This is a genomic window from Curtobacterium sp. NPDC087082 (genome assembly GCF_044745045.1).
In the GTDB taxonomy this organism is placed as follows: domain Bacteria; phylum Actinomycetota; class Actinomycetes; order Actinomycetales; family Microbacteriaceae; genus Curtobacterium.
The window spans coordinates 903687-925596 of record NZ_JBIUZN010000001.1; the positions used below are offsets into that span (position 1 = coordinate 903687).

Sequence of the window (21910 nt, forward strand, 5' to 3'; positions counted from 1 at the left end):
GCCCACCCACGCTCCGGACCCCCGCCCCCCCGCCCGCCGCGCACCCCCCCCCCCCCCCCGCGCCGCCCCGGGGGCGCGGCCCCCGCGCCCCCCCCGCCTCCTGTCCGATGGTGGTCGCGTCTACTCGGCGAGACCGTAGAGACGGTCGCCCGCGTCGCCGAGGCCCGGAACGATGTAGCCGTTCTCGTCGAGCTTCTCGTCGAGCGCGCCGAGCACGATCGAGACGTTGCGGTCGCCCACGGCGGCCTCGACCGCGGCGAGCCCCTCGGGCGCGCCGAGGATGCAGACGCAGGTGACCTCTTCCGCACCGCGGTCGAACAGGAAGTCGATCGCGGCCGCGAGGGTGCCGCCCGTCGCGAGCATCGGGTCGAGGACGAAGCACTGCCGGCCGGAGAGGTCGTCGGGCAGGCGCTCGGCGTAGGTCTGCGGCTCGAGGGTCTCCTCGTTGCGCGCCATGCCGAGGAAGCCGACCTCGGCCGTCGGGACGAGCTTGACCATGCCCTCGAGCATGCCGAGCCCGGCACGCAGGATCGGCACGACGAGCGGGCGCGGCTTCGCGATCGAGACGCCCATGGTGTGTGCCACCGGGGTGTCGATCGGCGTCGCGGTGACCCGGACGTTGCGCGTCGCCTCGTACGCGAGGAGCGTGACGAGCTCCTCGGTGAGGGCGCGGAACGTGGGGGACGGCGTCGTACGGTCGCGGAGCACCGAGAGCTTGTGGGTGATGAGCGGGTGGTCGGCGACGTGGACTCGCATAGGGTCGAGCCTACCGTGCTGCCGACCGCCAGGAGGTTCCGTGGAAGCACCCGCCGCCCGCCCGTTCGTCCCCGCGATGGAACGCGCGCTCGACGAGGCCCGCGCGTGCCTCGCGACCGGGGACGTCCCGGTGGGGGCGGTCGTCCTCGACCGGGACGGCGCGGTCATCGCCGTGGGACGGAACGAGCGCGAGGCGCAACAGGACCCCACGGCACACGCCGAGGTCCTCGCGCTCCGGGCGGCCGCGGCGGCGATCGGTGACTGGCACCTCGAGGAGCACACCCTGGTGGTGACGCTCGAGCCGTGCCCGATGTGCGCCGGTGCGGTCATGGCGGCCCGGGTGCCGCGGATCGTGTTCGGCGCGTGGGACCCGAAGGCCGGCGCGAGCGGGAGCGTCTACGACGTCGCGCGGGACCGCCGGCTGCCGCACCGGTCCGAGGTGATCGGCGGGGTGCTCGAGGGGGAGTGCGCCGCGCTGCTCGACGCGTTCTTCGCCGAGCGTCGCTGACCTGTGGGCGTCACTTCCAGAGGACCGCGACGAACACGTTGACGATCGCGAGCGCCCCGGCCGAGTGGAAGAACGGCAGGGCGGCCTTCGCCGTCGCGGTGCCGGCGTCCGCCCGCTTCTGACGCGCCTGCGCGACGAGCGCCAGCACGAGCGCGACCGCCGCGATGACGAGTTTCACGCCGAGCTTGACGTGGTTCGCGCCGCCGTCCTGCGTCGCGTCGATGATCCCCATCATCCCGAGGCCCGTGACGAGCTGCACGACGAGGCCCGCGATCGGCCAGGAGGTCTGGAAGCCGCCCTTGCGGCGGACCTGCACCAGGAAGGCACCGATGACGGCAGCGAGACCGAGGAAGTGGAGGACGAGCAGGATGCTGAAGAGCGCCGACATGTGACCATCGTGGATGACCGGCCACGGCGCTCGCCAACAAGGTTCCCCTTAGTCTGCGGCGCGGATCACGATCGCCTCGGTCGGCGGGCGGGGGCCCGTCCGGAGCACGTCGGGTTCGACGTAGATGACGCGTGCGATCGGCACCGCCTGGCGCACCCGGTGCTCGACCGTGTCGATGCCCGCGGCGACGTCGCCGAGCCGTCGGTCGCCGTCCACCGCGACCTTCACGCCGACCATGAGCTCGTCGGGGCCGAGGTACAGGGTCTTGATGTGGATGATCGAGTCGACCTCGGGACCGTCGAGCACCGCGTGCTTGATGCGCTCGACGTCGGCCGCGGTGGCACCCTCGCCGACGAGGAGGCTCTTCGTCTCGATGCCGAGCACGACCGCCACGGCGATGAGCAGCGCGGCGATGAAGATCGTGCCGATCGCGTCGAACACGCCGTTGCCCGTGATCGCGGTGAGGCCGACGCCGAACAGGGCGAAGACGAGGCCGAGCAGTGCCGCGGTGTCCTCGAGCATCACGACGGGGAGCTCCGGGGCCTTGGCGCGGCGGATGAACTGCACCCAGCTCTGCCGGCCCTTCTGCGGTCGTGCTTCCTTCAGTGCGGTGCGGAGGGAGAAGCCCTCGAGCCCGATCGCGATGACGAGCACCACGAGCGGCAGCCACCAGTTCTCCAGCGGGTGCGGGTGGGTGAGCTTCTCGATGCCCTCGTAGAGGGAGAACACCCCGCCGACCGAGAACAGGATGATCGACACGACGAACGCGTACACGTAGCGCTCACGCCCGTAGCCGAACGGGTGCTCCTCGTCGGCGGCGCGCCGGGCCCGACGGCCGCCGAGGAGCAGGAGGAGCTGGTTGGCGGAGTCGGCGAGCGAGTGGACGCCCTCGGCCAGCATCGACGCGGAACCGCTGATCGCCGCGGCGATGAACTTCACGATCGCGATCCCGACGTTCGCACCGAGTGCGGCGAGGATCGCCCTCGTGCCTCCAGAAGCGCTCACAGCTGTCCCCTTCTCCCGATCTGTTGGACGATCCTAGGCGAGGGCGCTCGGTAGGGTCTGGGGCATGACGATCGAACTGCCCCGCACCGCCCTGCTCGGCGTCGGCTCCATGTCCGGCGCGGTTCTCGACGGCCTGCTCGCCGCCGGTCTCGACCGGGCCACCGTGACCCTGACGACGAAGTCGGAGCAGTCCGCCGCGGCACACCGGGAGCGCGGCCTGGACGCCACCGCCACCGACACCGACCCCGACGCGAACCGGGCAGCGGTGCGCGGCGCGTCGCTCGTCGTGCTCGGGGTGAAGCCCTACGCGATCGGTGACCTGCTCGACGAGGTCTCGGCGGACCTCGAGCCGGGGACCGTCGTCGTGAGCGTCGCCGTGGGGACGACGACCGCGAGCATGGAGGCGAAGGTGCCGACCGGTGTCCGGGTCGTCCGAGCGCTCCCGAACACGCCGATCGGCGTCGGGCACGGGGTGACCGGGATCAGCGCCGGTGCCTCCGCGGACGCCGACGCCGTCGCGCTCGCGTCCTCCGTGTTCGCCGCGTCCGGTGTCGTGATCGAGGTGCCGGAGTCCCAGCTCGATGCGCTCTCCGCCGTCTCGGGCTCCGGGCCCGCCTACGTCTTCCTCCTCGTGGAGCAGTGGCAGCAGGCCGCCGAGTCGCTCGGGTTCTCCCACGACCAGGCCGAGGCGATGGTGCAGGGCACGCTCCGCGGTGCCGTCGAACTGCTCGCCGCCTCCGGCAAGGAGCCCGCCGACCTGCGGAAGGCCGTCACGAGCCCGAAGGGGACCACCGAGCGTGCCGTCGCGGTGCTGCAGGACGCCGACCTGGCGGGGACGTTCGAGCGGGCGTCCCGCGCGGCGATCGCCCGCGCCGAGGAGCTGGCGAAGGGCTAGCGACCAGCGGGCTGGTGTTCCTCGGGCCGCCCCTCGGACGCGACGCCCTCGGCAGCCGGGGACGGCGCGGTCGGTCGGGCACGTCCGGCCCGGACCATCGCCCAGACGACGAGCACCCCGGCGAGCACGGTGAGCACCGACCCGCCGATCGTCACCGCGCGGTCGAACGCCACACCCTGGGCGTGGGTCCACGGCGTCGCGGTGAGCGACCCGGTGAACACGGCACCGAGCACCGTGCCGGCGATCGCCACCCCGACGGCCGAGGCCACCTCGGAGGAGGTGTCGACGAGGGCGGCACCGATCGTCGTGCGGTCCTCCGGCAGCCCGCGCAGGACGTTCGTGCCGGCGACCACCCCCACGACCCGCATGCCGGCGGCGACGAGCACGAGCGCCAGGGCGATCCACCCGTAGCCGAGCGGCCCGAGCAGCGTGTACACCGCGAGCCCGACGACGACGGCGGCCGCACTCGACCAGGCGGCGTGCCCGAGTCCGACGCGCCGGACGAAGGGTCCGACGAACGCGCTCCCGGCCACGAGCACGGCGACCTGTGGGAGCATGCCGATCGCGGCGAGGGCCGGCGGCCACCCCCAGGCGAGCTGCAGGTGCAGCGTCACCAGGTATCCGAGGCCCGCGACCGCGAGGCCCGTGGCCGCCTTGTACGCGAGGCCGCTCGAGACCAGCGGCCGGGCGACGAGCGCGAGGTCGAGCAGCGGGTGCTCGACGCGGCACTGTCGCACGGCGAACCAGACGCCGCCGCCGATCGCGCCGGCCGTGGCCGCCCAGGCCGTCCAGTCGTCGAGCCCGCCGTCGGCGAACCGCGTCGGCGCGACGAGGGCGAGGATGATCGTCACGGTCCCCAGTGCCGCTCCGGTCCAGTCCACGGGAGCCCGGTGCAGCCCCGCTGGGTCGTCCGCGGTGACGCCGACGCGGATCCCCACGAACGCGAGTGCGGCGATCGGGACGTTGACGAGCAGGAGCACCTGCCAGGGCGCGATGGCGAGGACGAGTCCGCCCACCGTCGGCCCCACCGCGAGCCCGACGAGCCCGACGGTGGAGATCACCGTGATCGCCCGGACCCGCCGCTCGTCGTCGTCGAAGAGCCGGAACGCGAGGGCCATCGACCCGGGGGTGGTCATCGCCGCCGCGATCCCGGTGGCGACCCGGACGGCGATCAGCTGGTCGGCGGTGGTGACGAACGCGGTCGCGAGGCTCGCCAGCCCGAGGAGCACGAGCCCCACGAGCATCACCCGGCGTCGGCCGTACCGGTCCGCGACGGCACCCGCAGCGAGCATGAGCCCGCCGAACACCACCGAGTACGCCGTCGTCACCCACTGCAGCCCGGTCGCGCCGACCTGCAGCTCACGACCGATCGTGGGGAGCGCGACGTTCAGGACGGAGTTGTCGAGCATCTCGAACAGGAAGACCGCGGCGAGCCCGGCGAGGGCGACACGCGATCCGCGCAGGGATCGGGAAGAGTGGGGGGACCGGACGGCGTTCATGCGTCTAGGTTAAGTCAGTAAACTGAGTGAGCCAATCAACGAGGAGTCCGCATGCCCAGGAGCGCGCCCCGCGGTGGGCCGGAGACCCGTGCGCGGATCGCCGAGACCGCGTCCGGGATGTTCGCCGAGCACGGCTTCGACGGCGTCACCGTCGCGCAGGTCGCGAGGGCCGCCGGGGTCTCGAGCGTCACGGTCTTCAAGCACTTCCCGCGCAAGGAGGACCTGTTCCTCGACCGCTCCGCCGAGACGGTCGCGCTGTTCGTCGCAGCCGTCGAGGACGTTCCGCGTGACGAGGCGCTCGACGGGCTCGAGGCGCTCGCACTGCGCCTGGTCGACGAGCGCGCGCCGGTCTCCGGGCTGGCGCCCGGCGCACACGCGTTCTTCCGGACGATCGCCGACTCGTCCGCCCTGCAGTCGCGCGCGCTCGAGCTCGTGGCGGGGGCGCAGCGCGCGCTCGGGGACGCCGTCGGCGACCGACTCCTCGCAGCGCTCTTCGTCGCCGGCTACGCCACGGTCTTCGTCGGGACGGCACGTGCCGTCCTCGCGGGGGAGGACGACGACACCGTCGTCACGGCGCACCGCGCCGGACTGGAACGGCTCTTCCGCGCACTCCGGGACGGCGTCGCGTCCGCGACGTGACCGGCTGACGGACTGGAGGGACGGTGCGGGCCCGCCCCGCGCCTCCTGTCCGTCCCGTCCTCACTCCAGGGCGGCGAACCGTTCCAGCGCGCTCTCGGTCCCCGAGACGATGATGACGTCGTTCTGGCCGATCACGCTCTCCGGCGTCGCCGGGACGAAGGCCTCGCCGGGGGTCTTGATGCCGAGCACGGTCAGGCCGAAGCGGGTGCGGATCACCGTGGTCGCCAGGTCCTTGCCGCGGACCGACGCCGGCGGGAACATCTTGACCACGGCGAAGTCGTCGTCGAACTCGATGAAGTCGAGCATCCGGCCGGACACCAGGTGCGCGGTGCGTTCGCCGGCCTCGCGCTCGGGGTAGACGACGTGGTTCGCGCCGATGCGGGACAGGATCGTGCCGTGCGACCGGCTGATCGCCTTCGCCCAGATCTGCGGGATGCCGAGGTCGACGAGGTTCGCGGTGATGAGCACGCTCGACTCGAGGTCGCTGCCGGTCCCGACGACGGCGATCGGGAAGTCCTGCGCACCGATCTGCCGCAGGGCGTCGATGTCGGTCGCGTCCGCCTGCACCGCGTGCGTGACGCGGTCCGACCACTTCTGCACGAGGCCGGCGTCGGTGTCGACGACGAGGACCTCGCGGTCCTGCCGCTCGAGCTGCCCGGCGGTGGCGGCGCCGAACCGTCCGAGGCCGATGACGAGCACCGGAGCGTCGTGGCTGACGGCACCGAGCGGGTGCGGACGGTTGCGGTCAGCCAACGATCGGCCTCTCCTCGGGACGGCGGAACAGTTGCCGGCTCTGGCTGGCGGCCAGTGCAGCGGCGATGGTCACTGTACCGACACGGCCCAGGAACATCGTCGCCGCGAGCACGTACTTGCCGGACTCGGGCAGGTTCGCGGACACTCCGGAGGACAGCCCGCACGTCGCGAACGCCGAGATGACCTCGAACAGCACGCGGTCGAGGGACTCGTGGGTGATCTGCAGGAGCACGACGGTCGCGACGGCCACGATGGTGGCGCCCCAGAGCACGACCGCCACGGCCACGCGCAGGACGTCGCTCGGGATGCGCCGGCCGAACGCCTCCATGCTCTGGCGCCCGCGGGCCTCGGCGACGGCGGCGAGGAACAGGACCGCGAGCGTCGTGACCTTGATGCCGCCGGCGGTCGAGGCCGAGCCGCCGCCGATGAACATGAGCATGTCCGTGACGAGCAGGCTCGACCCGTTCAGCTGGTCGAAGTCGACGAGGGAGAACCCGCCGGACCGGGTCATCGTGGAGAGGAAGAGGGCCTGGAACGCCGTGCGGCCAGCGCCCTCCTCGCCGAAGGTGGTCGGGTTCGATGCCTCGAGCGCGATGTACACGGCCGCGCCGCCGACGAGCAGGACCGCGCTCGTCGCGAGCGTGAGCTTCACGTGGATCGGCCAGCGGCGCGGCGTGCGGAGCTGCTTCGTCACGGCGCGGATCACCGGGAAGCCGATCGAGCCGGCGACCACGCCGACCATGAGCAGCGAGAGGAACCAGTAGTCGTGCGCGAACGGGGTGAGTCCGCTGGCGTTCGGCGCGAAGCCGGTGTTCGTGAACGCCATCGCCGCGTAGTAGAAGGAGTCCCCGACCGCCGTCCAGAAGGGCATCCCGGCGATGAGCACGGACGGCAGCAGGAGGAGCCCGAGGACGATCTCGATCGACAGGGTGCTCACCGCGACCGTCGCGAGCAGGGTGCCGACCTCGCCGAGACGGACGGCCTGGCCCTCGGGCACGGCGCCGTGGTGGGTCCGCAGGGGGTTCGAGTCGCCCGCCGCCATGAGCTTCGCGCGGAGTCCGAGCTTCCGGGTGACGAAGAGGCCGAGGATCGAGGCGAACGTCAGGACGCCCACGGCCCCGATCTGCGTGCCGATCACCACGAGGGTCTTGCCGAACACCGACCAGTGCGTCGCCATGTCCACGGTGGCGAGCCCGGTGACGCAGACCACCGACGCCGCGGTGAAGAGAGCGTCCGCGAAGTGCGTCGAGCGTCCGTCCGCCGCGGCCCACGGCGTCATGAACAGGCTCGTGAAGACGAAGATCAGCGCCACGAAGACGACGATCGCCAAGCGGGACGGCGACGAGCGGAGGGCGGAGCCGAGACGGGACGGCCGTCGACGGGTCGCTCCCGCCGAGCGGGACGGCGGCTCGTGTCGGTCGAGCATCGTATGCCTCCGTGGACATGGGCGGGACGGTTCGTCATGGTACATCCGTGACGCCCCGGCTAGCCTTGCCCCATGGCCGACATCTTCAGCGTCGTGGCGGACCCCACCAGGCGTGAGCTGCTCGGGACGCTCCTGTCCGCGTACGGCTCGGACGTCACCGGCGGCGAGCTCAGCGTCGGCCAGCTCGTGGAACGCCTCGGTGTCAGCCAGCCGACCGTGTCGAAGCACCTGCGCGTGCTCCGCGACATCGGCCTCGTGACGAGCCGCGAAGAGGGGCAGCACCGCTACTACCGCCTCGACCCGGAGCCGCTCGTCGGCATCGAGGAGTGGGTCCTCCCGTTCACCGGCGCGGTGGACGCCGACGGCACCCCGGCCACGACGGCCTGGACGCTCGACGGGCAACCGGTCTCGGTCCGACGCTCCGGCACGGCGGGCAAGGCCACGGTCGAGGTCGGCACCGAGCTCGGCCGCGTGATGGCCGAGGCGTCCTACCGCGCGACCGCGGCGCTGTCCGGCGCGCAGCAGGGCTGGGAACGGGTCGTCGACCGCAGCCGGAAGCGCTTCACGCGTCGTGGCGACGAGGACTGAACGGGACCTGGACACCGGGTCGCACCGGCCCCTACAGTTGCCAGTGACCACACAGGTCACACCGATTTCCCGAAGGCGGACCATGACCGGCAGTTTCGACGACGTGCGCTTCCTCACCGTCGCTGAGGTCGCCGAGATGATGCGCGTCTCCAAGATGACCGTCTACCGCATGGTCCACGCGGGGGAACTCCCCGCCATCCGCTTCGGCCGGTCCTTCCGCGTCCCGGAGTCCGCCGTCGCGGACGTCCTGCGCGGTGGCATCGCCGACGTCGGCTAGGCGGGTCCGAACCGGCCCGTTCGACATCGCGTCAGGCCTCCGCTAGACTCGGCGGGGTTGTTTTTCCGCGGTCTCGTTGGCCCGGTGTCCACACAACATCAGTCCGAGTGAGGTCCGTATGGGTTCTGTCATCAAGAAGCGTCGCAAGCGCATGGCGAAGAAGAAGCACCGCAAGCTGCTTCGCAAGACGCGCCACCAGCGTCGCAACAAGAAGTAGGCCCCGAGCCTGCAGCGTCATGCCCCGGTTCGCCGGGGCTTTCGCGTTTCCGGGGGCGGATATGGTGGTCCCATGCCCGCCGTGACCCTGCTGACCAAGCCCGGCTGCCACCTCTGCGACGACGCCCGACCGGTCGTCGAACGCGTCGTGGCCGAACACCCGGGGACGACCCTGCAGGAGCTGTCCATCCTCGACGACGACGCCCTCCGTCTGGAGTACGCGGAGGACATCCCGGTCGTCCTGGTCGACGGGCGTGTCCACAGCAACTGGCACATCGACGCCGACCGGCTCCAGCGTGCCCTCGAGAAGGCCGAGGCCCGCGCATGATCCACCACGTCGTCTCCTGGACCCTGCGCGAGGACCTCGACCGCGCACAGTCCGTCGAGCGGATCCGCGAGCTCCTCGTCGGGCTGATCGGCACCGTCGACTCGATCCGTTCCCTGCAGGTCGTCGAGAACGTCGCCTACCCGGGGAAGAACCAGGACGTCGCCGTCGTGGCGACCTTCGACGACCTCGCCGGCCTCGACGAGTACCAGGTGCACCCGCAGCACCAGGCCGCGGCAGCGGAGATCCGTGGCCTGGTCACGGGGCGGGCGGCCATCGACTGGGAGAGCTGAGCCGCGCGTCCAGGCCCGCGCCGCGCGCCGCGCTCCCTTCGTGTGCAGAAATGGTCGCCTCCCGACTCGGGAAGCGACCATTTCTGCACACGAAGGCCGGCGGCGGTGCCGCGGACTACGGGGTCAGGCGCGTCGGGCCGCGGAACAGGTACGTGACCTCGCGGATCGACGGCTCGTGCAGCGCGAGCATGAGCACGCGCGCCAGGCCCATGCCGAACCCGCCGTGCGGCGGCACGCCGTAGCGGAAGAAGTCGAGGTACCAGCCGAGCTCCTCGGGGTCGAGGCCCTTCTCGACGGCCTGTGCCGTCAGGGTGTCGACACGGTGCTCGCGCTGTGCACCCGTGGAGATCTCGGCGCCGTTGAACAGCAGGTCGTAGCTGTTCGTGAGCGTCGGGTCGTCGGCGTGACGCATGTGGTAGTACGGGCGGATCGACGCGTCGTAGTCGGTGACGAAGACGAACTCCGAACCGTGCGTCTCCTTCGCCCAGGCGCTCACGCGGCGCTCGCCCTCGGGGTCGAGGTCACCGTCGGCGCGGACGACCTCGTAGCCGCTGTCGGCGACGATCTTCCGGGCCTCGGCCAGGGTCACGCGCGGGAAGGGTGCGGTCGGGACGACGAACTCGAAGCCGAAGACCTCTTCGATCTCGGTGCCGTACTTCTCCTTGACGGCGGTGAAGCCGGCGACGAGGAGCTCCTCGTGCATGGCCATGACGTCCTCGTGCGACTCGACCCACGAGATCTCGGCGTCGATGCTCGTGAACTCGGTCGCGTGGCGGCTCGTGAACGACGGGTCCGCACGGAAGGCGTCGGCGATCTCGAACACCGCGCCGAAGCCGGCCGGCTGCGCCATCTGCTTGAAGTTCTGCGGCGACTGCGCGAGGTACGCCGTCGTCTCGAAGTACTCGAGCTGGAAGAGCTCGGCACGCGACTCCGACGCCGAGGCCATCAGCTTCGGGGTGTGGATCTCGATGTAGTCGCGCTCGACCCAGTACGTGCGGAACGCGTGCTCCATCGTCGTCTGGATGCGGAAGATGAGGTTCTGCTTGCGGTTGCGCAGGTCGAGGAAGCGCCAGTCGAGGCGCTTGTCGAGCGAGGAGTCGTCCGCGATCGGGGTCTCCGGGATGGCGGCGCTGATGACGGTCAGGTCGCCGACCTTGACCTCGAGCCCGCCGAGCTTGACGCGCTCGTCGTGCTTCAGGGTGCCCTGCACGTGCACGAAGGTGCCGTGCGCGAGGCCGGAGATCGCCTCGGTCGTCGCGAGTGCAGCGGCGGAGGCGTCGTCGCCCTCGACCGCTTCGCGCGTGGCGGGGTTGACGAGCTGTGCGGCGCCGGACTCGTCACGGAGGACGACGAACTGCACCTTCTTCTGGTCTCGGACGGTCTCCACCCATCCGGCGACGGAGACGGGGCCGTCGGGGCGTGCGGCGAGGTCGGCGATGCGGGTGCGTTCGATCACGGTGGTCGAGTCTACCGGGTGCGCCTCGGGCGCCGTCGTCGGGTGCGTTCGTCCCTCCACAGGTCGGCTGGCGTCCGGCATCGTCCACAGGGTGGGCCTGGAGGCGCGGGCCGGGTCCGATGTCTCCGGAGCGTTCCTGACGTGGCCGGGTCGCGAGCTGGAGGGAGGCCCCGCACGACGGCAGGGGTCGAGGGGCTCGCGGCCCGGCCGCCCGCGGCGGGGGAGCTGTCACGGGAGTGAAGCGCGCAGGGTGCCGAGCGTCCCGATGAACTCCTCGGCCATGCCCGCACGCTCGACGAGCTTCGCGTGCCGCGCCCGCGCGTCCACGAGGAACTCGTCGAGCCGTGCGGCCAGCGCAGGCGCGTCCCCGGGGTCCTTCGCGGCCAGACCGTCGACGACCCGGAGCAGCTCGGCCATCTCGTCCAGCGTGAACCCGAGCGGCTTCATCCGCCGGATCACGAGCAGCCGTTCGAGGTCCTGTTCCGTGTAGACCCGGAACCCGCCGGTCGTCCGTCCGCTCGGCACGAGCAGCCCGACCTCGTCGTAGTGCCGGATCGTGCGGAGGGACATCCCGGCGCGGTCGGCCAGTTCGCCGATGTGCATCGTGGTGCTCACGGGGACGACCCTACCCTCACGTGAGGGTAGAGTTCAGGGCGATGTCCGTGACCACCCACGCTCCCACCGCTCCGAGCGTCCTCAGCGCCCTGCGTTCGCCCCGCCTCCTCACGCGCGAGGTCCTCGCCGGGATCGTCACCGCGCTCGCCCTCATCCCCGAGGCGATCTCCTTCTCGGTCGTCGCCGGGGTCGACCCGGCGGTCGGGCTCTTCTCGAGCGTCGTCATCGCCGTCGTGATCTCGATCGTGGGTGGCCGTCCGGCGATGATCTCCGCCGCTGCCGGGTCCGTGGCGCTCGTGATCGCCCCGCTCGTGCGCGACCACGGGATCGCGTACCTCGTCCCGACGATCGTCCTCGGCGGCCTCATCCAGATCGTGCTCGGCTTCCTCGGGGTCGCCCGGCTGATGCGGTTCATCCCGCGCAGCGTGAACGTCGCGTTCGTGAACGCCCTCGCCATCCTGATCTTCACCGCGCAGCTGCCGAACCTGTTCGGGCCGGACGTGCCGGCGGTGGTCTGGGCGCTCACGGCGCTCGGCGTCGCCGTCATCATCGGGTTCCCGTTCGTCACGAAGGCGGTCCCGGCACCGCTCGTCGCCGTCGTCGTGATCACCGCGATCACGATCCTGTTCGGCGTCGCTGTGCCCACGGTCGGCGACGAGGGTGCGCTGCCGAGCGCGCTGCCCGGGTTCAGCGGCATCACCACGCCGTTCTCGCTGGACACGCTGCAGACCATCGCGCCGTACGCGTTCGGCGTCGCGATCGTCGGGCTCATCGAGACGCTCCTCACCGCGCAGCTCGTCGACTCGATCACCGAGACCGGTTCGAGCAAGTGGCGTGAGTCGTGGGGCCAGGGCATCGCGAACGTCGCGTCGGCCTTCTTCGGCGGTACCGGCGGCTGCGCGATGATCGGCCAGACCGTCATCAACGTGAAGACGGCCGGGGCCCGGATGCGCATCTCCACGTTCGCCGCCGGAGCGTCGGTGCTCGTGCTGACGATCGTCCTGCACGACCTCGTGGCCGAGATCCCGATGGCCGCGCTCACCGCCGTGATGATCATGGTCTGCGTCGCCACCTTCGACTGGCACAGCATCCGACCCCGCACGCTCCGGCGGATGCCCCTCGGCGAGACCGCGGTGATGGTGATCACCGTCGTGGTCGTCGTCGCCACGGACAACCTCGCGACCGGCGTGCTCGTCGGGGTGGTCGTCGCCGCGCTCGTCTTCGCCCGCCGAGCCGCCCACGTGGTGACCGTCGCGCGTGAGGTCGTCGACGAGCACACGGTCCGCTACCGGGTCCGCGGGGCGCTGTTCTTCGCCTCGTCGAACGACCTCGTCACCCGCTTCTCCTACGCCGAGGACCCCGAGCACGTCGTCATCGACATGTCCGACGCGCACGTGTTCGACGCGAGCACGGTCGCGGCCCTCGACGGGGTCGAGCAGCGCTTCGCCAAGCACGGGTCGACGGTCGAGGTGGTGCACCTCAACACCGGGTCCACGGCGCTCCACGGGCGGCTCTCCGGCGAACTGGGCTGAGTGGTTCCGCATCCGGTGAATCCCCTGTGCGGGCGGTGGGAACCCCTGAGCGACCTACACTGGAACCCATGCCCGCGTCCCGAATCCACCTCGTCCGTCACGGCGAGGTGCACAACCCGGACCGTGTCCTCTACGGGCGGCTCCCCGGCTTCGGGTTGAGCGACCTCGGCAAGCAGATGGCCCTCGCCTCCGCGACCGCGTGGAAGGACGCCGGCGTCGACGTCCGGCGGATCGTGGCCTCGCCGTTGCAGCGCACGCAGGAGTCCGCGGCGCCCTGGTCCGAGGCCTTCGGGCTCGACGTCGCCCTCGACGAGCGGCTCATCGAGCCGACCAACCGGTACGAGGGACAGCCCCCGGGCTTCACCAAGCGTTCGCTCGGACGCCCGGCCGAGTGGCCCTGGATCGCGAACCCGTTCCGGCCGAGCTGGGGCGAGGCGTACGAGTCCATCGCGAACCGGATGCTCGCGGCGATCGCCACGGCGTGGGAGAGCGTCGACGACGGTGACGTCGTCCTCGTCAGCCACCAGCTGCCGATCTGGATGGTGCACCGCCGTCTCGCCGGCGAGCAGCTCTGGCACGACCCGCGCAAGCGACGCTGCGACCTCTCCAGCATCACCACCGTCGAGCGTGTACCCGCCACCTCGTCCGGTCGGTTCACCGAAGTCGGGTACGCGGACCCGGCGCAGGCCCTGCGCGCGACCGCCATCGACGAAGGAGCAGTGTGATCACCAGCAGGAGCAAGCGGTTCGCGGTGGTCGCGGCGACGGCGGTGACCGCCGCCCTCGTCCTGACGGGGTGCTCGTCCGACAACGACTCGCTGTCGAAGCAGTACGGCAGCGGCACGACCCAGAACTACATCTCCGGTGACGGCGCCGTGACCGAGGTCGCCGCCGACAAGCGCACCGACGCGGTCGACTTCGAGGCGAAGGACATCGACGGCGAGACCCTGTCGTCGAAGGAGCTCAAGGGCAAGGTCGTCGTCCTCAACTTCTGGTACGCCGGCTGCCCGCCGTGCCGTGCCGAGGCGAAGTACCTCAACACGGTCCACGACCAGTTCGCCGACGACGACGTCCAGTTCATCGGCGTCAACGTCCGTGACGAGCAGGCCACCGCCGAGGCGTTCGAGCGCACCTTCAAGGTCGACTACCCGACGGTGCTCGACCAGAAGACCGGCGCGATGCAGCTCGCGCTCTCCGGGCAGATCGCCCCGAACGCCGTGCCCGCCACGATCGTGCTCGACAAGCAGGGCCGCGTCGCCGCCCGCGTCCTCGGTGCGGTCGACGGCCCGGGCATCCTGAACACGCTCGTCTCCGACGAGTTGTCGGGCAAGGCTTCCTGACCCGTGTCCAGCAACCCCTTCGCCGACGCGATCCTCAGCGGGCAGATGGCCGTGGCGCTCCCCGTCGCGGCACTCGCCGGGCTCGTGTCGTTCCTGTCCCCGTGCGTGCTGCCCCTCGTGCCGGGCTACCTCGGCTACGTCGGCGGCGTCGCCGAGGGCGGACAGCGCCGCGGTCGCGTGGTGCTCGGGGTGCTGCTGTTCATCCTCGGCTTCACCGCGGTGTTCGTGGCGTACACGACGGTCTTCGGCGCGCTCGGGTTCTGGCTCGTCCGGTGGCGCGACCTCATCACGCAGATCCTCGGCGTCGTCGTCATCGCGATGGGTCTCGTCTTCGTCGGCCGCTTCACCTTCCTGCAGCGCACGATCAAGCCCGGGTGGACGCCCGCGACCGGCCTGGTCGGTGCGCCCCTGCTGGGCATCGTGTTCGGGCTCGGCTGGACGCCCTGCCTCGGCCCGACCCTCGCGGCGATCAACCTGCTCAGCGTCCAGTCCGGCAGCGCCTGGCAGGGCATGTGGCTCGGTGTCGCGTACTGCCTCGGCCTCGGCGTCCCGTTCGTCCTCGTCGCGCTCGGCGCCGGCTGGGCCACGGGCGCGATCCGCGCCGTGAAGCGCCACATGCGCATCGTCAACATCATCGGAGGAGCGATCCTGATCGTCATCGGTCTGCTCATGGTCACCGGCATCTGGTCGGCCGTCATGTCGAGCGTCGGGGCGGTGATCCAGACCTTTGTCCCCGCAGTCTGACCCCGACATCGACTCCACCGACACCTCGGCGGACCCGCAGCGACCGTCGGACCACGTCGACGGATCCGGCCCGGAGACGGCTGCAGGCGGGTCGGGCGACTCCGGCGTCAACCAGCCGAAGCTCGGGGCCGTCGGGTACCTCCGCTTCTTCTGGCGGCAGCTCACGAGCATGCGCACGGCGCTGTTCCTCCTCATGCTCCTGGCACTCGCGGCGATCCCGGGGTCCCTGGTCCCGCAGCGCACGGCCGACCCGAACGGCGTCGTCCAGTACAAGGCGGACCACCCGCAGCTCTTCCCGGTCCTCGACAAGCTGCAGGTCTTCGACACCTACACGTCGGTGTGGTTCTCGGCGATCTACCTACTGCTCTTCGTCTCCCTGATCGGCTGCATCGTCCCGCGCACGAAGCACCACTGGCAGGCGCTGCGCACCCGACCCCCGAAGACCCCGGTCCGCCTGAGCCGTCTGGCCGGCTACCGCTCGGTCGCCGTCGACGGCGAGGGCGTCACGCCGGAGCACGCCGTCACCCGCGCGATGGCGATCCTCAAGCGCTCCGGCTACCGCGTCGAACGCTTCGGCGACTCGGTGAGCGCCGAGCGCGGCTACCTGCGCGAGACCGGCAACCTGGTGTTCCACGCGGCGCTGGTGGGCGTGCTGCTCGCGGTCGGTGTCGGCGGCGGGTTCGGGTACACCGGTCAGCGGCTCCTCGTCGAGGGCCAGACGTTCTCGAACGTGCTCGGCTCGTACGACTCGTTCAACCCCGGTCGCTGGTTCCAGCAGAGCGACCTCAAGGGCTACAACTTCACGCTCGACAAGTTCGTCACCAAGTACGAGGAGCGGAACCTCGACGCCCTCGGCCAGGCGCTCGACTACTCGGCGACGGTCACGACGCAGGAGAAGGGCGGCTCCAAGCAGACGAGCCGACTCGGCGTCAACGACCCGGTGAGCGTCGGCGGCACCAACGTCTACCTCCTCGGCAACGGCTACGCGATGGACGTCACCGTGCGCGACGGCGACGGCAACGTGGCGTTCCAGGACACCGTGCCGTTCCTCCCCGAGGACGCGAACTACACGTCGACCGGCGTCATCAAGGTGCCGGACGCGCTGCCGGACCAGCTCGGCATGGTCGGGTTCTTCTACCCGACGGCGTCGAAGCTCTCGACCGGCGCGTACGCGAGCGCCTACCCGGACGACCAGAATCCGCTGCTGACCCTGCAGGTCTACACGGGTGACCTCGGGCTCGACGACGGCGTCCCGCAGAGCGTCTACACGCTCGACACGAGCGGCCTGCAGCAGATCGCGGGCCGCCAGTCCAAGACCGCCAGCGTCGAGCTGAAGCCCGGGCAGACCAAGACGCTGCCGGACGGCGCGGGGTCGATCACGTTCGACGGAGTGAAGCGCTACGTCTCGCTCGACGTCCACCACGACCCGTCGCAGCTGTGGGTCGGCGGCTTCGCCGTGCTGTCCGTCCTCGGGCTCCTCACGTCGCTCTTCGTCCCGCGCCGTCGCGTGTGGGTGAAGGTCGTGCCGCGCCGCGACGGCAGCGCCGACGCCGAGCCGGGCTACGACCTCGAGTACGCGGGCCTCGCACGCGGCGAGGACCCGAACCTCGAACGAGCAGTGGCGGACATCGCCAAGCGCCACACGTCGGACCTCGGAGTTAGGATGCCCCAGTGAACGACATGACCACGAACCTCGCGACCTACTCGGTCGTGCTGACGTACTCCGCCATGGCGGTCTACGTCATCGCGTTCATCGCGTTCGCCCTCGACATGGCGAAGCGGGCCGGCAACGTGACGGCTGCGTCCGACGCCGCTGCGGCGCCCGCCGTCGGCGCGGAGCGGACCGTCGCGACCGTCCAGGGCGGCACCGTCGTCCTCGAGCAGGTCGCCGTCACCGACGAACGGGCCGGGCGCCGCGGGACGAAGTTCGAGCGGGTCGGCATGGCGATGACGATCCTCGCGCTCGTGCTGCACGTCGCGTCCGTCGTCCTGCGCGGGATCGCGGCCGACCGCGTGCCGTGGGGCAACATGTTCGAGTTCTCGCTGACCGGCACGGCGCTGATCACCCTGATCTTCCTGCTCGTGCAGTTCTGGCAGAACCTGAAGTTCCTCGGCGTCTTCATCACCGGCCTGACGATCATCCTGCTCGGCATCGCGACCGTGAACTACTGGGTGCCCGTCGTGCCGCTGCAGCCCGCGCTGCAGTCGTACTGGCTCGTCATCCACGTCTTCGTCGCCATCGCCGGCACGGGCTTCTTCGCCCTGGGTGCCGGACTCGCCGTGGCGCAGCTCGTGCAGACCTACCGCCAGGGGCGGACCGCCTCGGGCAAGCTCCGCTTCATGGAGACGCTGCCGGACGCCGACCGGCTCGAGGTCCTCACCTACCGCGTCCTGCTCGTCGGGTTCGTCCTCTGGACCTTCACGCTCATCGCCGGTGCGATCTGGGCCGAGCGCGCCTGGGGTCGCTACTGGGGGTGGGACACGAAGGAGGTCTGGACCTTCATCATCTGGGTGGTCTACGCCGGGTACATCCACGCGCGTGCGACCCGCGGGTGGCGTGGCGCGCGGTCGTCGTGGCTGGCCCTCATCGGCTTCGCCGCGGTGATGTTCAACTTCTCGGTCGTGAACGTGTTCTTCAAGGGCCTGCACAGCTACTCCGGGCTCTGATCCGGACGGGTCGCTGATGCGGCCCGGGTCGCGACCACCACCGGACGGGAGGCGCGGTGCCAGCTGGCACCGCGCCTCCCGTCCGTCGTCGGCGCGAGTCCGAGGCGCGAGCCCGAGGCCCGAGCCCCGGTGCGAGCCCAGGCGCGAGCGCGAGGTCGCGCAATCCGTCGCCCGGCGCGCGTCGGAACGACCGAACGTGCGACCTCGGCGAGCGTGAGCGGCAGGTCGTGCGACCGGGCCGACCCGGGCGGCCGGGCGGCCGGTCAGCCGGCGAGGAGCGCGTGCACCCGCTCGAGCCGCGCGAGCCACCACGCGGCACGCTCCGGCGACGCCGCGTTCCGCTCGAGCAGGTCCTGGTCGACCTCGACTCGCCGCACCGGCACCCGCCCGTCCACCGGCAGCAGCGGTGCCGTCGACACATCCGACGTGAACATCGCCGCGGTGCCGAGCCCCGCGGCGTACCCGGGCGACATCGCCTCGGCCGCGAGGAACGCTCCCATCCCCAGCCCGACCGACGTGTCGAGCGCACTCGAGACCACGCAGGGGAGCCCGGCGTCGGCGACGACCGCACGCGCAGCGGTGATGCCGCCGAGGGGCTGCGCCTTCACGACGAGGACGTCGGCGGCACCGGCCCGGGCGACGGCGAGCGGGTCCGAGGCCTTGCGGACGCTCTCGTCCGCGGCGATCGGCACGCCGAGCCCGGCGATCCGCTGCCGGAGCTCGGCGAGTTCCGGCACCGTGCGGCACGGCTGCTCGGCGTACTGCAGGTCGAACGGGGCGAGGCGCTCGAGGGCCTCTGCGGCGGAGTCGACGCCCCAGAGCCCGTTCGCGTCCACGCGGACCGCGGCGGAGGGCCCCATCACACGTCGGACCTCGGCGACGCGGGCCACGTCGTCGTCGATCGTGGTGCCGGGTTCGGCGACCTTCACCTTGGCGGTCGTGCAACCCGGGTACTGCGCGAGGAGGTCCGCGACGCCGTCCGGAACGATCGCCGGCACGGTGGCGTTCACGGGGACGCTGTCCGCGGCGGGCTCGTGCGTCGTCCAGCCGAAGTCGACCGCGGCCCGGAGCCACGCGGCGGCCTCGGCGTCGTCGTACTCGACGAACGGGGAGAACTCGGTCCACCCGGCCGGACCGCGCAGGACGAGGGCCTCGCGCACCGTGATGCCGCGGAACCGCACCCGCATGGGCAGCGCCACCACGTGCGCGTCGGAGAGGAGGTCGTCGAGGTCGGGGAGCACCTGGCCATCATCCCAGGAGCACCCAGGGCACCCCACGGTTCCTCGGAGCGGACCGCCAGGGCAGCGCACTAGTCTGCATCGGTCGGCCACGGTCGGCACCCCAGCACCAGCACCGAGGACGAGGGAGGACCTGTGGCGCCGGAACCGCAGCAGCGCGCGTCGCAGCGATCCGCAGCACCGTCCTCGGCGCGTGCGCAGGCCCCGGGCGCGCGTGCGCAGTCTCCGAGTGCGCGTGCGCAGGCCCCCGGTCGCGACACCGGCGAGTTCGCCCGGCTCATGCAGCGGAACACCGTCGACGTCCGGCAGGGAGCCCAGAAGGGGCGCAAGAAGCGCAACCCGGTGGTCGGCAAGATCGCCCTGGGGCTCGCGGTCGTCTCCGCCGCGGTCGACGCCAGCGCCTTCGCCGTCTTCATGGGCGGCGACACCGACTTCGCCTTCGGCATCTGCTTCGTGGTGGTCTTCCTCACGCTCATCGCCGCGGTGCTCGGGTTCGTGGCAGCGGTGGGGTCGTTCGGCCGCTGGTACGGCGCCGTCGGGGTCGTCGTGGCGTTCTTCGCGAACCCGGTGATCCTCATCGTGCTGCTCGTGATCGTCGCCCCCGAGCTGCTGACCGACATGGGTGGTTCGGCCGCGACGGACGGCGCGGGGCTGTAGCACGCGGCGGTAGCGTTGGAGCATGGCTGCTCCCGTCTCCGACCTGTTCGACCCCGACGTCTGGACCGCGGCTCCGATCGCGGAGCAGTTCACCGACATCACGTACCACAAGCACGTCTCCCACGGGATCGTCCGGGTCGCGTTCGACCGGCCCGAGGTGCGGAACGCGTTCCGTCCGCGCACCGTCGACGAGCTGTACCGCGCGCTCGACGACGCCCGGCAGGACCCGCGTGTCGGCGTCGTGCTCCTCACCGGCAACGGCCCGAGCCCGAAGGACGGCGGCTGGGCGTTCTGCTCCGGCGGCGACCAGCGCATCCGCGGCCGCAGCGGCTACCAGTACGTCGGTGACGAGGGCGCCCCGCCCGAGGGGGTCGACCCGGCGGCGGCGCAGGCGTCGATGGGGCGGCTGCACATCCTCGAGGTCCAGCGGCTGATCCGGATGATGCCCAAGGTCGTCATCGCCGTCGTCCCGGGGTGGGCGGCGGGTGGGGGCCACTCGCTGCACGCGATCTGCGACCTCACCATCGCGAGCGCCGAGCACGGCAGGTTCAAGCAGACCGACGCCGACGTGGGGTCGTTCGACGGCGGCTACGGCAGCGCCTACTACGCCAAGCAGATCGGCCAGAAGTTCGCGCGTGAGGTCTTCTTCCTCGCGCAGGAGTACTCGGCGCAGCGCGCGTACGAGATGGGCGCCGTGAACGCCGTCGTCCCGCACGAGGACCTCGAGCGCGAGGCGATCCGCTGGGGCGAGATCGTGCTCGGCAAGTCCCCGACGGCGATCCGGATGCTCAAGTACGCCTTCAACGCGGTCGACGACGGCATGGTCGGCCAGCAGGTGTTCGCGGGCGAGGCCACGCGGCTCGCCTACGGCACCGACGAGGCGGTCGAGGGTCGTGACTCCTTCCTCGAGAAGCGCGCGCCCGAGTGGACGTCCTTCCCCTGGCACTACTGATGGCCCGTCCGCTGGTCGCGACCGGCACGTCGGACCCGTCGGTCGTGCTGCGGGGCCTGGAGGCGGCACTCGCCGGCGGCCCCGCCCTGCTCCCGGTCGCGGACGGCGCCCCAGCGCTGCCGACACCTGCTCCGGCCACCGTCCCGCAGCGGGTCGCCGTCGTCGTCGAGACGAGCGGGTCCACCGGCACCGGCAAGCGCGTGGCGCTCTCGTCGGAGGCGCTCCTCGCCGGTGCCGCTGCGGCGGACGCGGCACTCGGGGGCCCCGGCGGCTGGGTGCTCGCGTTGCCGACGCACTACATCGCGGGGCTCAACGTCCTGACCCGGTCGATCACCGCGGGGACGGTGCCCGTCGTCGTCGCTCCCGGGCACTTCGACGCGGGTGCGTTCGCCGACGCGGCCGACCGGCTCGTCACCGGTCCCGGGGCACCGCGGCGCTACACCTCGCTCGTCCCGGTGCAGCTCGCCCGCGTGCTCGACGACGAGCGGGCCACCCGTGCCCTCGCCGGGTTCGACGCCGTGCTCGTCGGCGGGCAGGCGACCCCGGCACCGCTCCGTGACCGGGCCCGCGCCGCCGGCGTCCGGATCGTGACGACCTACGGCGCGAGCGAGACGAGCGGCGGGTGCGTCTACGACGGCGTCCCGTTCGGCACCGTCCGCACCGAGCTCGTGGACGGCGAGCTGTTCCTGTCCGGGCCGATGCTCGCCGAGGGCTACCTGGACGACCCCGACCGCACGGCGGCGACCTTCACCGAGCACGACGGACACCGCTGGTACCGCACGGGCGACGCCGCCGAGGTCGTCGACGGTGTCGTGCGGGTGCTCGGCCGGCTCGACGACGTCGTGATCTCGGGCGGCGAGAAGGTCCCGCTCGGCGCCGTCGAACGGATCGTCCGCGGGCTCGACGGGCAGGAGGGCGCGGTGGTCACGCGCCGGGCGTCGGGGGAGTGGGGCGAGGTCCCGGTCGTCGTGACCGACCGTCCGCTCGACCTCGACGTGGTCCGCGCCGCGGTCGGCGACGCCCTCGGGCGGGCCGCACGGCCGGCCGACGTGGTCGTCGTCGAGCGGCTCCCGATGCTCGCGACCGGCAAGCCGGACCGCCGAGCGATCCGCGCGATCGCGAACCCGACCGCCTGACGGACG

26 protein-coding genes are annotated in these 21910 nt (G+C 71.7%); 17 read left to right on the forward strand and 9 right to left on the reverse strand.

The window, feature by feature from the left end; genetic code table 11:
* Window positions 1-120: 120 nt before the first annotated feature.
* Window positions 121-756: a uracil phosphoribosyltransferase gene (gene upp / locus ACIPEP_RS04335; protein ID WP_070418346.1), complete on the reverse strand. Its 636-nt coding sequence runs from the start codon at window positions 754-756 to the stop codon at window positions 121-123.
* A gap of 76 nt (window positions 757-832) precedes the next feature.
* On the opposite strand from upp, the gene ACIPEP_RS04340 reads away from it, so the two are divergent.
* Window positions 833-1264 carry a nucleoside deaminase gene (locus ACIPEP_RS04340; RefSeq protein ID WP_402716690.1) on the forward strand — a complete coding sequence of 144 codons (432 nt, stop codon included), beginning with the start codon at window positions 833-835 and terminating at the stop codon, window positions 1262-1264.
* A 10-nt stretch (window positions 1265-1274) separates the two neighbouring features.
* Here ACIPEP_RS04340 and ACIPEP_RS04345 read toward each other — a convergent pair whose 3' ends face one another.
* Both ACIPEP_RS04345 and ACIPEP_RS04350 read right to left on the reverse strand, forming a co-directional pair.
* Complete coding sequence (locus tag ACIPEP_RS04345; RefSeq protein WP_402716597.1) at window positions 1275-1652, reverse strand: hypothetical protein; 378 nt, start codon at window positions 1650-1652, stop codon at window positions 1275-1277.
* 48 nt (window positions 1653-1700) lie between these two features.
* Window positions 1701-2657 carry a cation diffusion facilitator family transporter gene (locus ACIPEP_RS04350; protein WP_402716598.1) on the reverse strand — a complete coding sequence of 319 codons (957 nt, stop codon included), beginning with the start codon at window positions 2655-2657 and terminating at the stop codon, window positions 1701-1703.
* 64 nt (window positions 2658-2721) lie between these two features.
* Here ACIPEP_RS04350 and proC point away from each other — a divergent pair, with 64 nt between their 5' ends.
* Window positions 2722-3552 carry a pyrroline-5-carboxylate reductase gene (gene proC, locus ACIPEP_RS04355; RefSeq protein ID WP_402716599.1) on the forward strand — a complete coding sequence of 277 codons (831 nt, stop codon included), beginning with the start codon at window positions 2722-2724 and terminating at the stop codon, window positions 3550-3552.
* Here proC and ACIPEP_RS04360 read toward each other — a convergent pair.
* Window positions 3549-5051: an MFS transporter gene (locus tag ACIPEP_RS04360; protein ID WP_402716600.1), complete on the reverse strand. Its 1503-nt coding sequence runs from the start codon at window positions 5049-5051 to the stop codon at window positions 3549-3551. The two genes, proC and ACIPEP_RS04360, sit on opposite strands and share 4 nt — an antisense overlap.
* A gap of 51 nt (window positions 5052-5102) precedes the next feature.
* Between ACIPEP_RS04360 and ACIPEP_RS04365 the strand changes: the two genes are divergently transcribed.
* Window positions 5103-5690 carry a TetR/AcrR family transcriptional regulator gene (locus tag ACIPEP_RS04365; RefSeq protein ID WP_402716601.1) on the forward strand — a complete coding sequence of 196 codons (588 nt, stop codon included), beginning with the start codon at window positions 5103-5105 and terminating at the stop codon, window positions 5688-5690.
* 60 nt (window positions 5691-5750) lie between these two features.
* Here ACIPEP_RS04365 and ACIPEP_RS04370 read toward each other — a convergent pair whose 3' ends face one another.
* On the reverse strand, window positions 5751-6443 hold the full coding sequence (locus ACIPEP_RS04370) for a TrkA family potassium uptake protein (protein WP_175473676.1): 693 nt from the start codon (window positions 6441-6443) through the stop codon (window positions 5751-5753).
* A complete protein-coding gene (locus ACIPEP_RS04375) occupies window positions 6436-7869 on the reverse strand; it encodes a TrkH family potassium uptake protein (protein WP_402716602.1) in 1434 nt (477 codons plus the stop codon). Before ACIPEP_RS04375 ends, ACIPEP_RS04370 begins: the two co-directional genes overlap by 8 nt.
* A 72-nt stretch (window positions 7870-7941) precedes the next feature.
* On the opposite strand from ACIPEP_RS04375, the gene ACIPEP_RS04380 reads away from it, so the two are divergent.
* The 5 genes from ACIPEP_RS04380 to ACIPEP_RS04400 all read left to right on the forward strand — a co-directional run bounded on the left by ACIPEP_RS04380 (window position 7942) and on the right by ACIPEP_RS04400 (window position 9568).
* Window positions 7942-8457: a helix-turn-helix transcriptional regulator gene (locus tag ACIPEP_RS04380; RefSeq protein WP_070418353.1), complete on the forward strand. Its 516-nt coding sequence runs from the start codon at window positions 7942-7944 to the stop codon at window positions 8455-8457.
* Window positions 8458-8539: 82 nt separating this feature from the next.
* The gene (locus ACIPEP_RS04385) at window positions 8540-8734 is read left to right on the forward strand and encodes a helix-turn-helix domain-containing protein (RefSeq protein ID WP_022902482.1); all 195 of its coding nucleotides are present in this window, start codon (window positions 8540-8542) and stop codon (window positions 8732-8734) included.
* Window positions 8735-8852: 118 nt separating this feature from the next.
* Entirely contained in the window at window positions 8853-8951 is a 99-nt protein-coding gene (locus ACIPEP_RS04390) for a 30S ribosomal protein bS22 (RefSeq protein WP_003792170.1), read from the forward strand.
* Between the two features lie 72 nt (window positions 8952-9023).
* The gene (locus tag ACIPEP_RS04395) at window positions 9024-9278 is read left to right on the forward strand and encodes a glutaredoxin family protein (RefSeq protein ID WP_402716603.1); all 255 of its coding nucleotides are present in this window, start codon (window positions 9024-9026) and stop codon (window positions 9276-9278) included.
* Window positions 9275-9568 carry a Dabb family protein gene (locus ACIPEP_RS04400; protein ID WP_071296699.1) on the forward strand — a complete coding sequence of 98 codons (294 nt, stop codon included), beginning with the start codon at window positions 9275-9277 and terminating at the stop codon, window positions 9566-9568. Before ACIPEP_RS04395 ends, ACIPEP_RS04400 begins: the two co-directional genes overlap by 4 nt.
* A 115-nt stretch (window positions 9569-9683) precedes the next feature.
* Here ACIPEP_RS04400 and aspS read toward each other — a convergent pair whose 3' ends face one another.
* Both aspS and ACIPEP_RS04410 read right to left on the reverse strand, forming a co-directional pair.
* The gene (aspS, locus tag ACIPEP_RS04405; protein WP_402716604.1) at window positions 9684-11024 is read right to left on the reverse strand and encodes an aspartate--tRNA(Asn) ligase; all 1341 of its coding nucleotides are present in this window, start codon (window positions 11022-11024) and stop codon (window positions 9684-9686) included.
* A gap of 228 nt (window positions 11025-11252) precedes the next feature.
* A complete protein-coding gene (locus tag ACIPEP_RS04410; protein ID WP_092386645.1) occupies window positions 11253-11627 on the reverse strand; it encodes a MerR family transcriptional regulator in 375 nt (124 codons plus the stop codon).
* A 53-nt stretch (window positions 11628-11680) separates the two neighbouring features.
* Here ACIPEP_RS04410 and ACIPEP_RS04415 point away from each other — a divergent pair, with 53 nt between their 5' ends.
* From ACIPEP_RS04415 to ccsB, 6 genes are all read left to right on the forward strand, one after another.
* Window positions 11681-13171 carry a SulP family inorganic anion transporter gene (locus ACIPEP_RS04415; protein ID WP_402716605.1) on the forward strand — a complete coding sequence of 497 codons (1491 nt, stop codon included), beginning with the start codon at window positions 11681-11683 and terminating at the stop codon, window positions 13169-13171.
* Window positions 13172-13239: 68 nt separating this feature from the next.
* Window positions 13240-13896 (forward strand): histidine phosphatase family protein, encoded by a 657-nt coding sequence (locus ACIPEP_RS04420; RefSeq protein WP_071296702.1) that lies wholly within the window; start codon window positions 13240-13242, stop codon window positions 13894-13896.
* Complete coding sequence (locus ACIPEP_RS04425) at window positions 13893-14510, forward strand: TlpA family protein disulfide reductase (protein WP_402716606.1); 618 nt, start codon at window positions 13893-13895, stop codon at window positions 14508-14510. The genes ACIPEP_RS04420 and ACIPEP_RS04425 overlap by 4 nt, the downstream gene beginning before the upstream one ends.
* A 45-nt stretch (window positions 14511-14555) precedes the next feature.
* Entirely contained in the window at window positions 14556-15254 is a 699-nt protein-coding gene (locus ACIPEP_RS04430) for a cytochrome c biogenesis CcdA family protein (protein WP_071296728.1), read from the forward strand.
* Window positions 15238-16929 (forward strand): cytochrome c biogenesis protein ResB, encoded by a 1692-nt coding sequence (locus ACIPEP_RS04435; protein WP_261647093.1) that lies wholly within the window; start codon window positions 15238-15240, stop codon window positions 16927-16929. Before ACIPEP_RS04430 ends, ACIPEP_RS04435 begins: the two co-directional genes overlap by 17 nt.
* Window positions 16930-16934: 5 nt before the next feature.
* A complete protein-coding gene (gene ccsB / locus ACIPEP_RS04440; RefSeq protein WP_071302648.1) occupies window positions 16935-17921 on the forward strand; it encodes a c-type cytochrome biogenesis protein CcsB in 987 nt (328 codons plus the stop codon).
* A gap of 263 nt (window positions 17922-18184) precedes the next feature.
* Here ccsB and ACIPEP_RS04445 read toward each other — a convergent pair whose 3' ends face one another.
* Window positions 18185-19162: an o-succinylbenzoate synthase gene (locus ACIPEP_RS04445; RefSeq protein WP_402716607.1), complete on the reverse strand. Its 978-nt coding sequence runs from the start codon at window positions 19160-19162 to the stop codon at window positions 18185-18187.
* Between the two features lie 132 nt (window positions 19163-19294).
* Between ACIPEP_RS04445 and ACIPEP_RS04450 the strand changes: the two genes are divergently transcribed.
* Genes ACIPEP_RS04450 through ACIPEP_RS04460 form a run of 3 tightly spaced genes read left to right on the forward strand, consistent with a single transcriptional unit; the run spans window position 19295 to window position 21904 of the window.
* On the forward strand, window positions 19295-19816 hold the full coding sequence (locus ACIPEP_RS04450) for a hypothetical protein (protein ID WP_402716608.1): 522 nt from the start codon (window positions 19295-19297) through the stop codon (window positions 19814-19816).
* 22 nt (window positions 19817-19838) lie between these two features.
* Window positions 19839-20768, forward strand: a complete 930-nt coding sequence (locus tag ACIPEP_RS04455; RefSeq protein ID WP_070418360.1) for a 1,4-dihydroxy-2-naphthoyl-CoA synthase — start codon at window positions 19839-19841, stop codon at window positions 20766-20768.
* Window positions 20768-21904, forward strand: coding sequence for an AMP-binding protein (locus ACIPEP_RS04460; protein ID WP_402716609.1), 1137 nt, complete (start codon window positions 20768-20770; stop codon window positions 21902-21904). Before ACIPEP_RS04455 ends, ACIPEP_RS04460 begins: the two co-directional genes overlap by 1 nt.
* Window positions 21905-21910 lie beyond the last annotated feature (6 nt).

What these genes read in the sequence shown, in the direction of transcription:
- proC (WP_402716599.1), top strand. Translation starts at nt 2,722, where the DNA reads ATGACGATCGAACTGCCCCGCACCGCCCTGCTCGGCGTCGGCTCCATG.
- ACIPEP_RS04385 (WP_022902482.1), top strand. Translation starts at nt 8,540, where the DNA reads ATGACCGGCAGTTTCGACGACGTGCGCTTCCTCACCGTCGCTGAGGTC.
- ACIPEP_RS04410 (WP_092386645.1), bottom strand. Translation starts at nt 11,627, where the DNA reads ATGCACATCGGCGAACTGGCCGACCGCGCCGGGATGTCCCTCCGCACG.
- ACIPEP_RS04430 (WP_071296728.1), top strand. Translation starts at nt 14,556, where the DNA reads ATGGCCGTGGCGCTCCCCGTCGCGGCACTCGCCGGGCTCGTGTCGTTC.
- ACIPEP_RS04395 (WP_402716603.1), top strand. Translation starts at nt 9,024, where the DNA reads ATGCCCGCCGTGACCCTGCTGACCAAGCCCGGCTGCCACCTCTGCGAC.
- ACIPEP_RS04455 (WP_070418360.1), top strand. Translation starts at nt 19,839, where the DNA reads ATGGCTGCTCCCGTCTCCGACCTGTTCGACCCCGACGTCTGGACCGCG.
- ACIPEP_RS04400 (WP_071296699.1), top strand. Translation starts at nt 9,275, where the DNA reads ATGATCCACCACGTCGTCTCCTGGACCCTGCGCGAGGACCTCGACCGC.
- ACIPEP_RS04340 (WP_402716690.1), top strand. Translation starts at nt 833, where the DNA reads ATGGAACGCGCGCTCGACGAGGCCCGCGCGTGCCTCGCGACCGGGGAC.
- ACIPEP_RS04360 (WP_402716600.1), bottom strand. Translation starts at nt 5,051, where the DNA reads ATGAACGCCGTCCGGTCCCCCCACTCTTCCCGATCCCTGCGCGGATCG.
- ccsB (WP_071302648.1), top strand. Translation starts at nt 16,935, where the DNA reads ATGACCACGAACCTCGCGACCTACTCGGTCGTGCTGACGTACTCCGCC.
- ACIPEP_RS04460 (WP_402716609.1), top strand. Translation starts at nt 20,768, where the DNA reads ATGGCCCGTCCGCTGGTCGCGACCGGCACGTCGGACCCGTCGGTCGTG.
- ACIPEP_RS04345 (WP_402716597.1), bottom strand. Translation starts at nt 1,652, where the DNA reads ATGTCGGCGCTCTTCAGCATCCTGCTCGTCCTCCACTTCCTCGGTCTC.
- upp (WP_070418346.1), bottom strand. Translation starts at nt 756, where the DNA reads ATGCGAGTCCACGTCGCCGACCACCCGCTCATCACCCACAAGCTCTCG.
- ACIPEP_RS04375 (WP_402716602.1), bottom strand. Translation starts at nt 7,869, where the DNA reads ATGCTCGACCGACACGAGCCGCCGTCCCGCTCGGCGGGAGCGACCCGT.
- ACIPEP_RS04415 (WP_402716605.1), top strand. Translation starts at nt 11,681, where the DNA reads ATGTCCGTGACCACCCACGCTCCCACCGCTCCGAGCGTCCTCAGCGCC.
- ACIPEP_RS04420 (WP_071296702.1), top strand. Translation starts at nt 13,240, where the DNA reads ATGCCCGCGTCCCGAATCCACCTCGTCCGTCACGGCGAGGTGCACAAC.
- ACIPEP_RS04380 (WP_070418353.1), top strand. Translation starts at nt 7,942, where the DNA reads ATGGCCGACATCTTCAGCGTCGTGGCGGACCCCACCAGGCGTGAGCTG.
- ACIPEP_RS04390 (WP_003792170.1), top strand. Translation starts at nt 8,853, where the DNA reads ATGGGTTCTGTCATCAAGAAGCGTCGCAAGCGCATGGCGAAGAAGAAG.
- ACIPEP_RS04365 (WP_402716601.1), top strand. Translation starts at nt 5,103, where the DNA reads ATGCCCAGGAGCGCGCCCCGCGGTGGGCCGGAGACCCGTGCGCGGATC.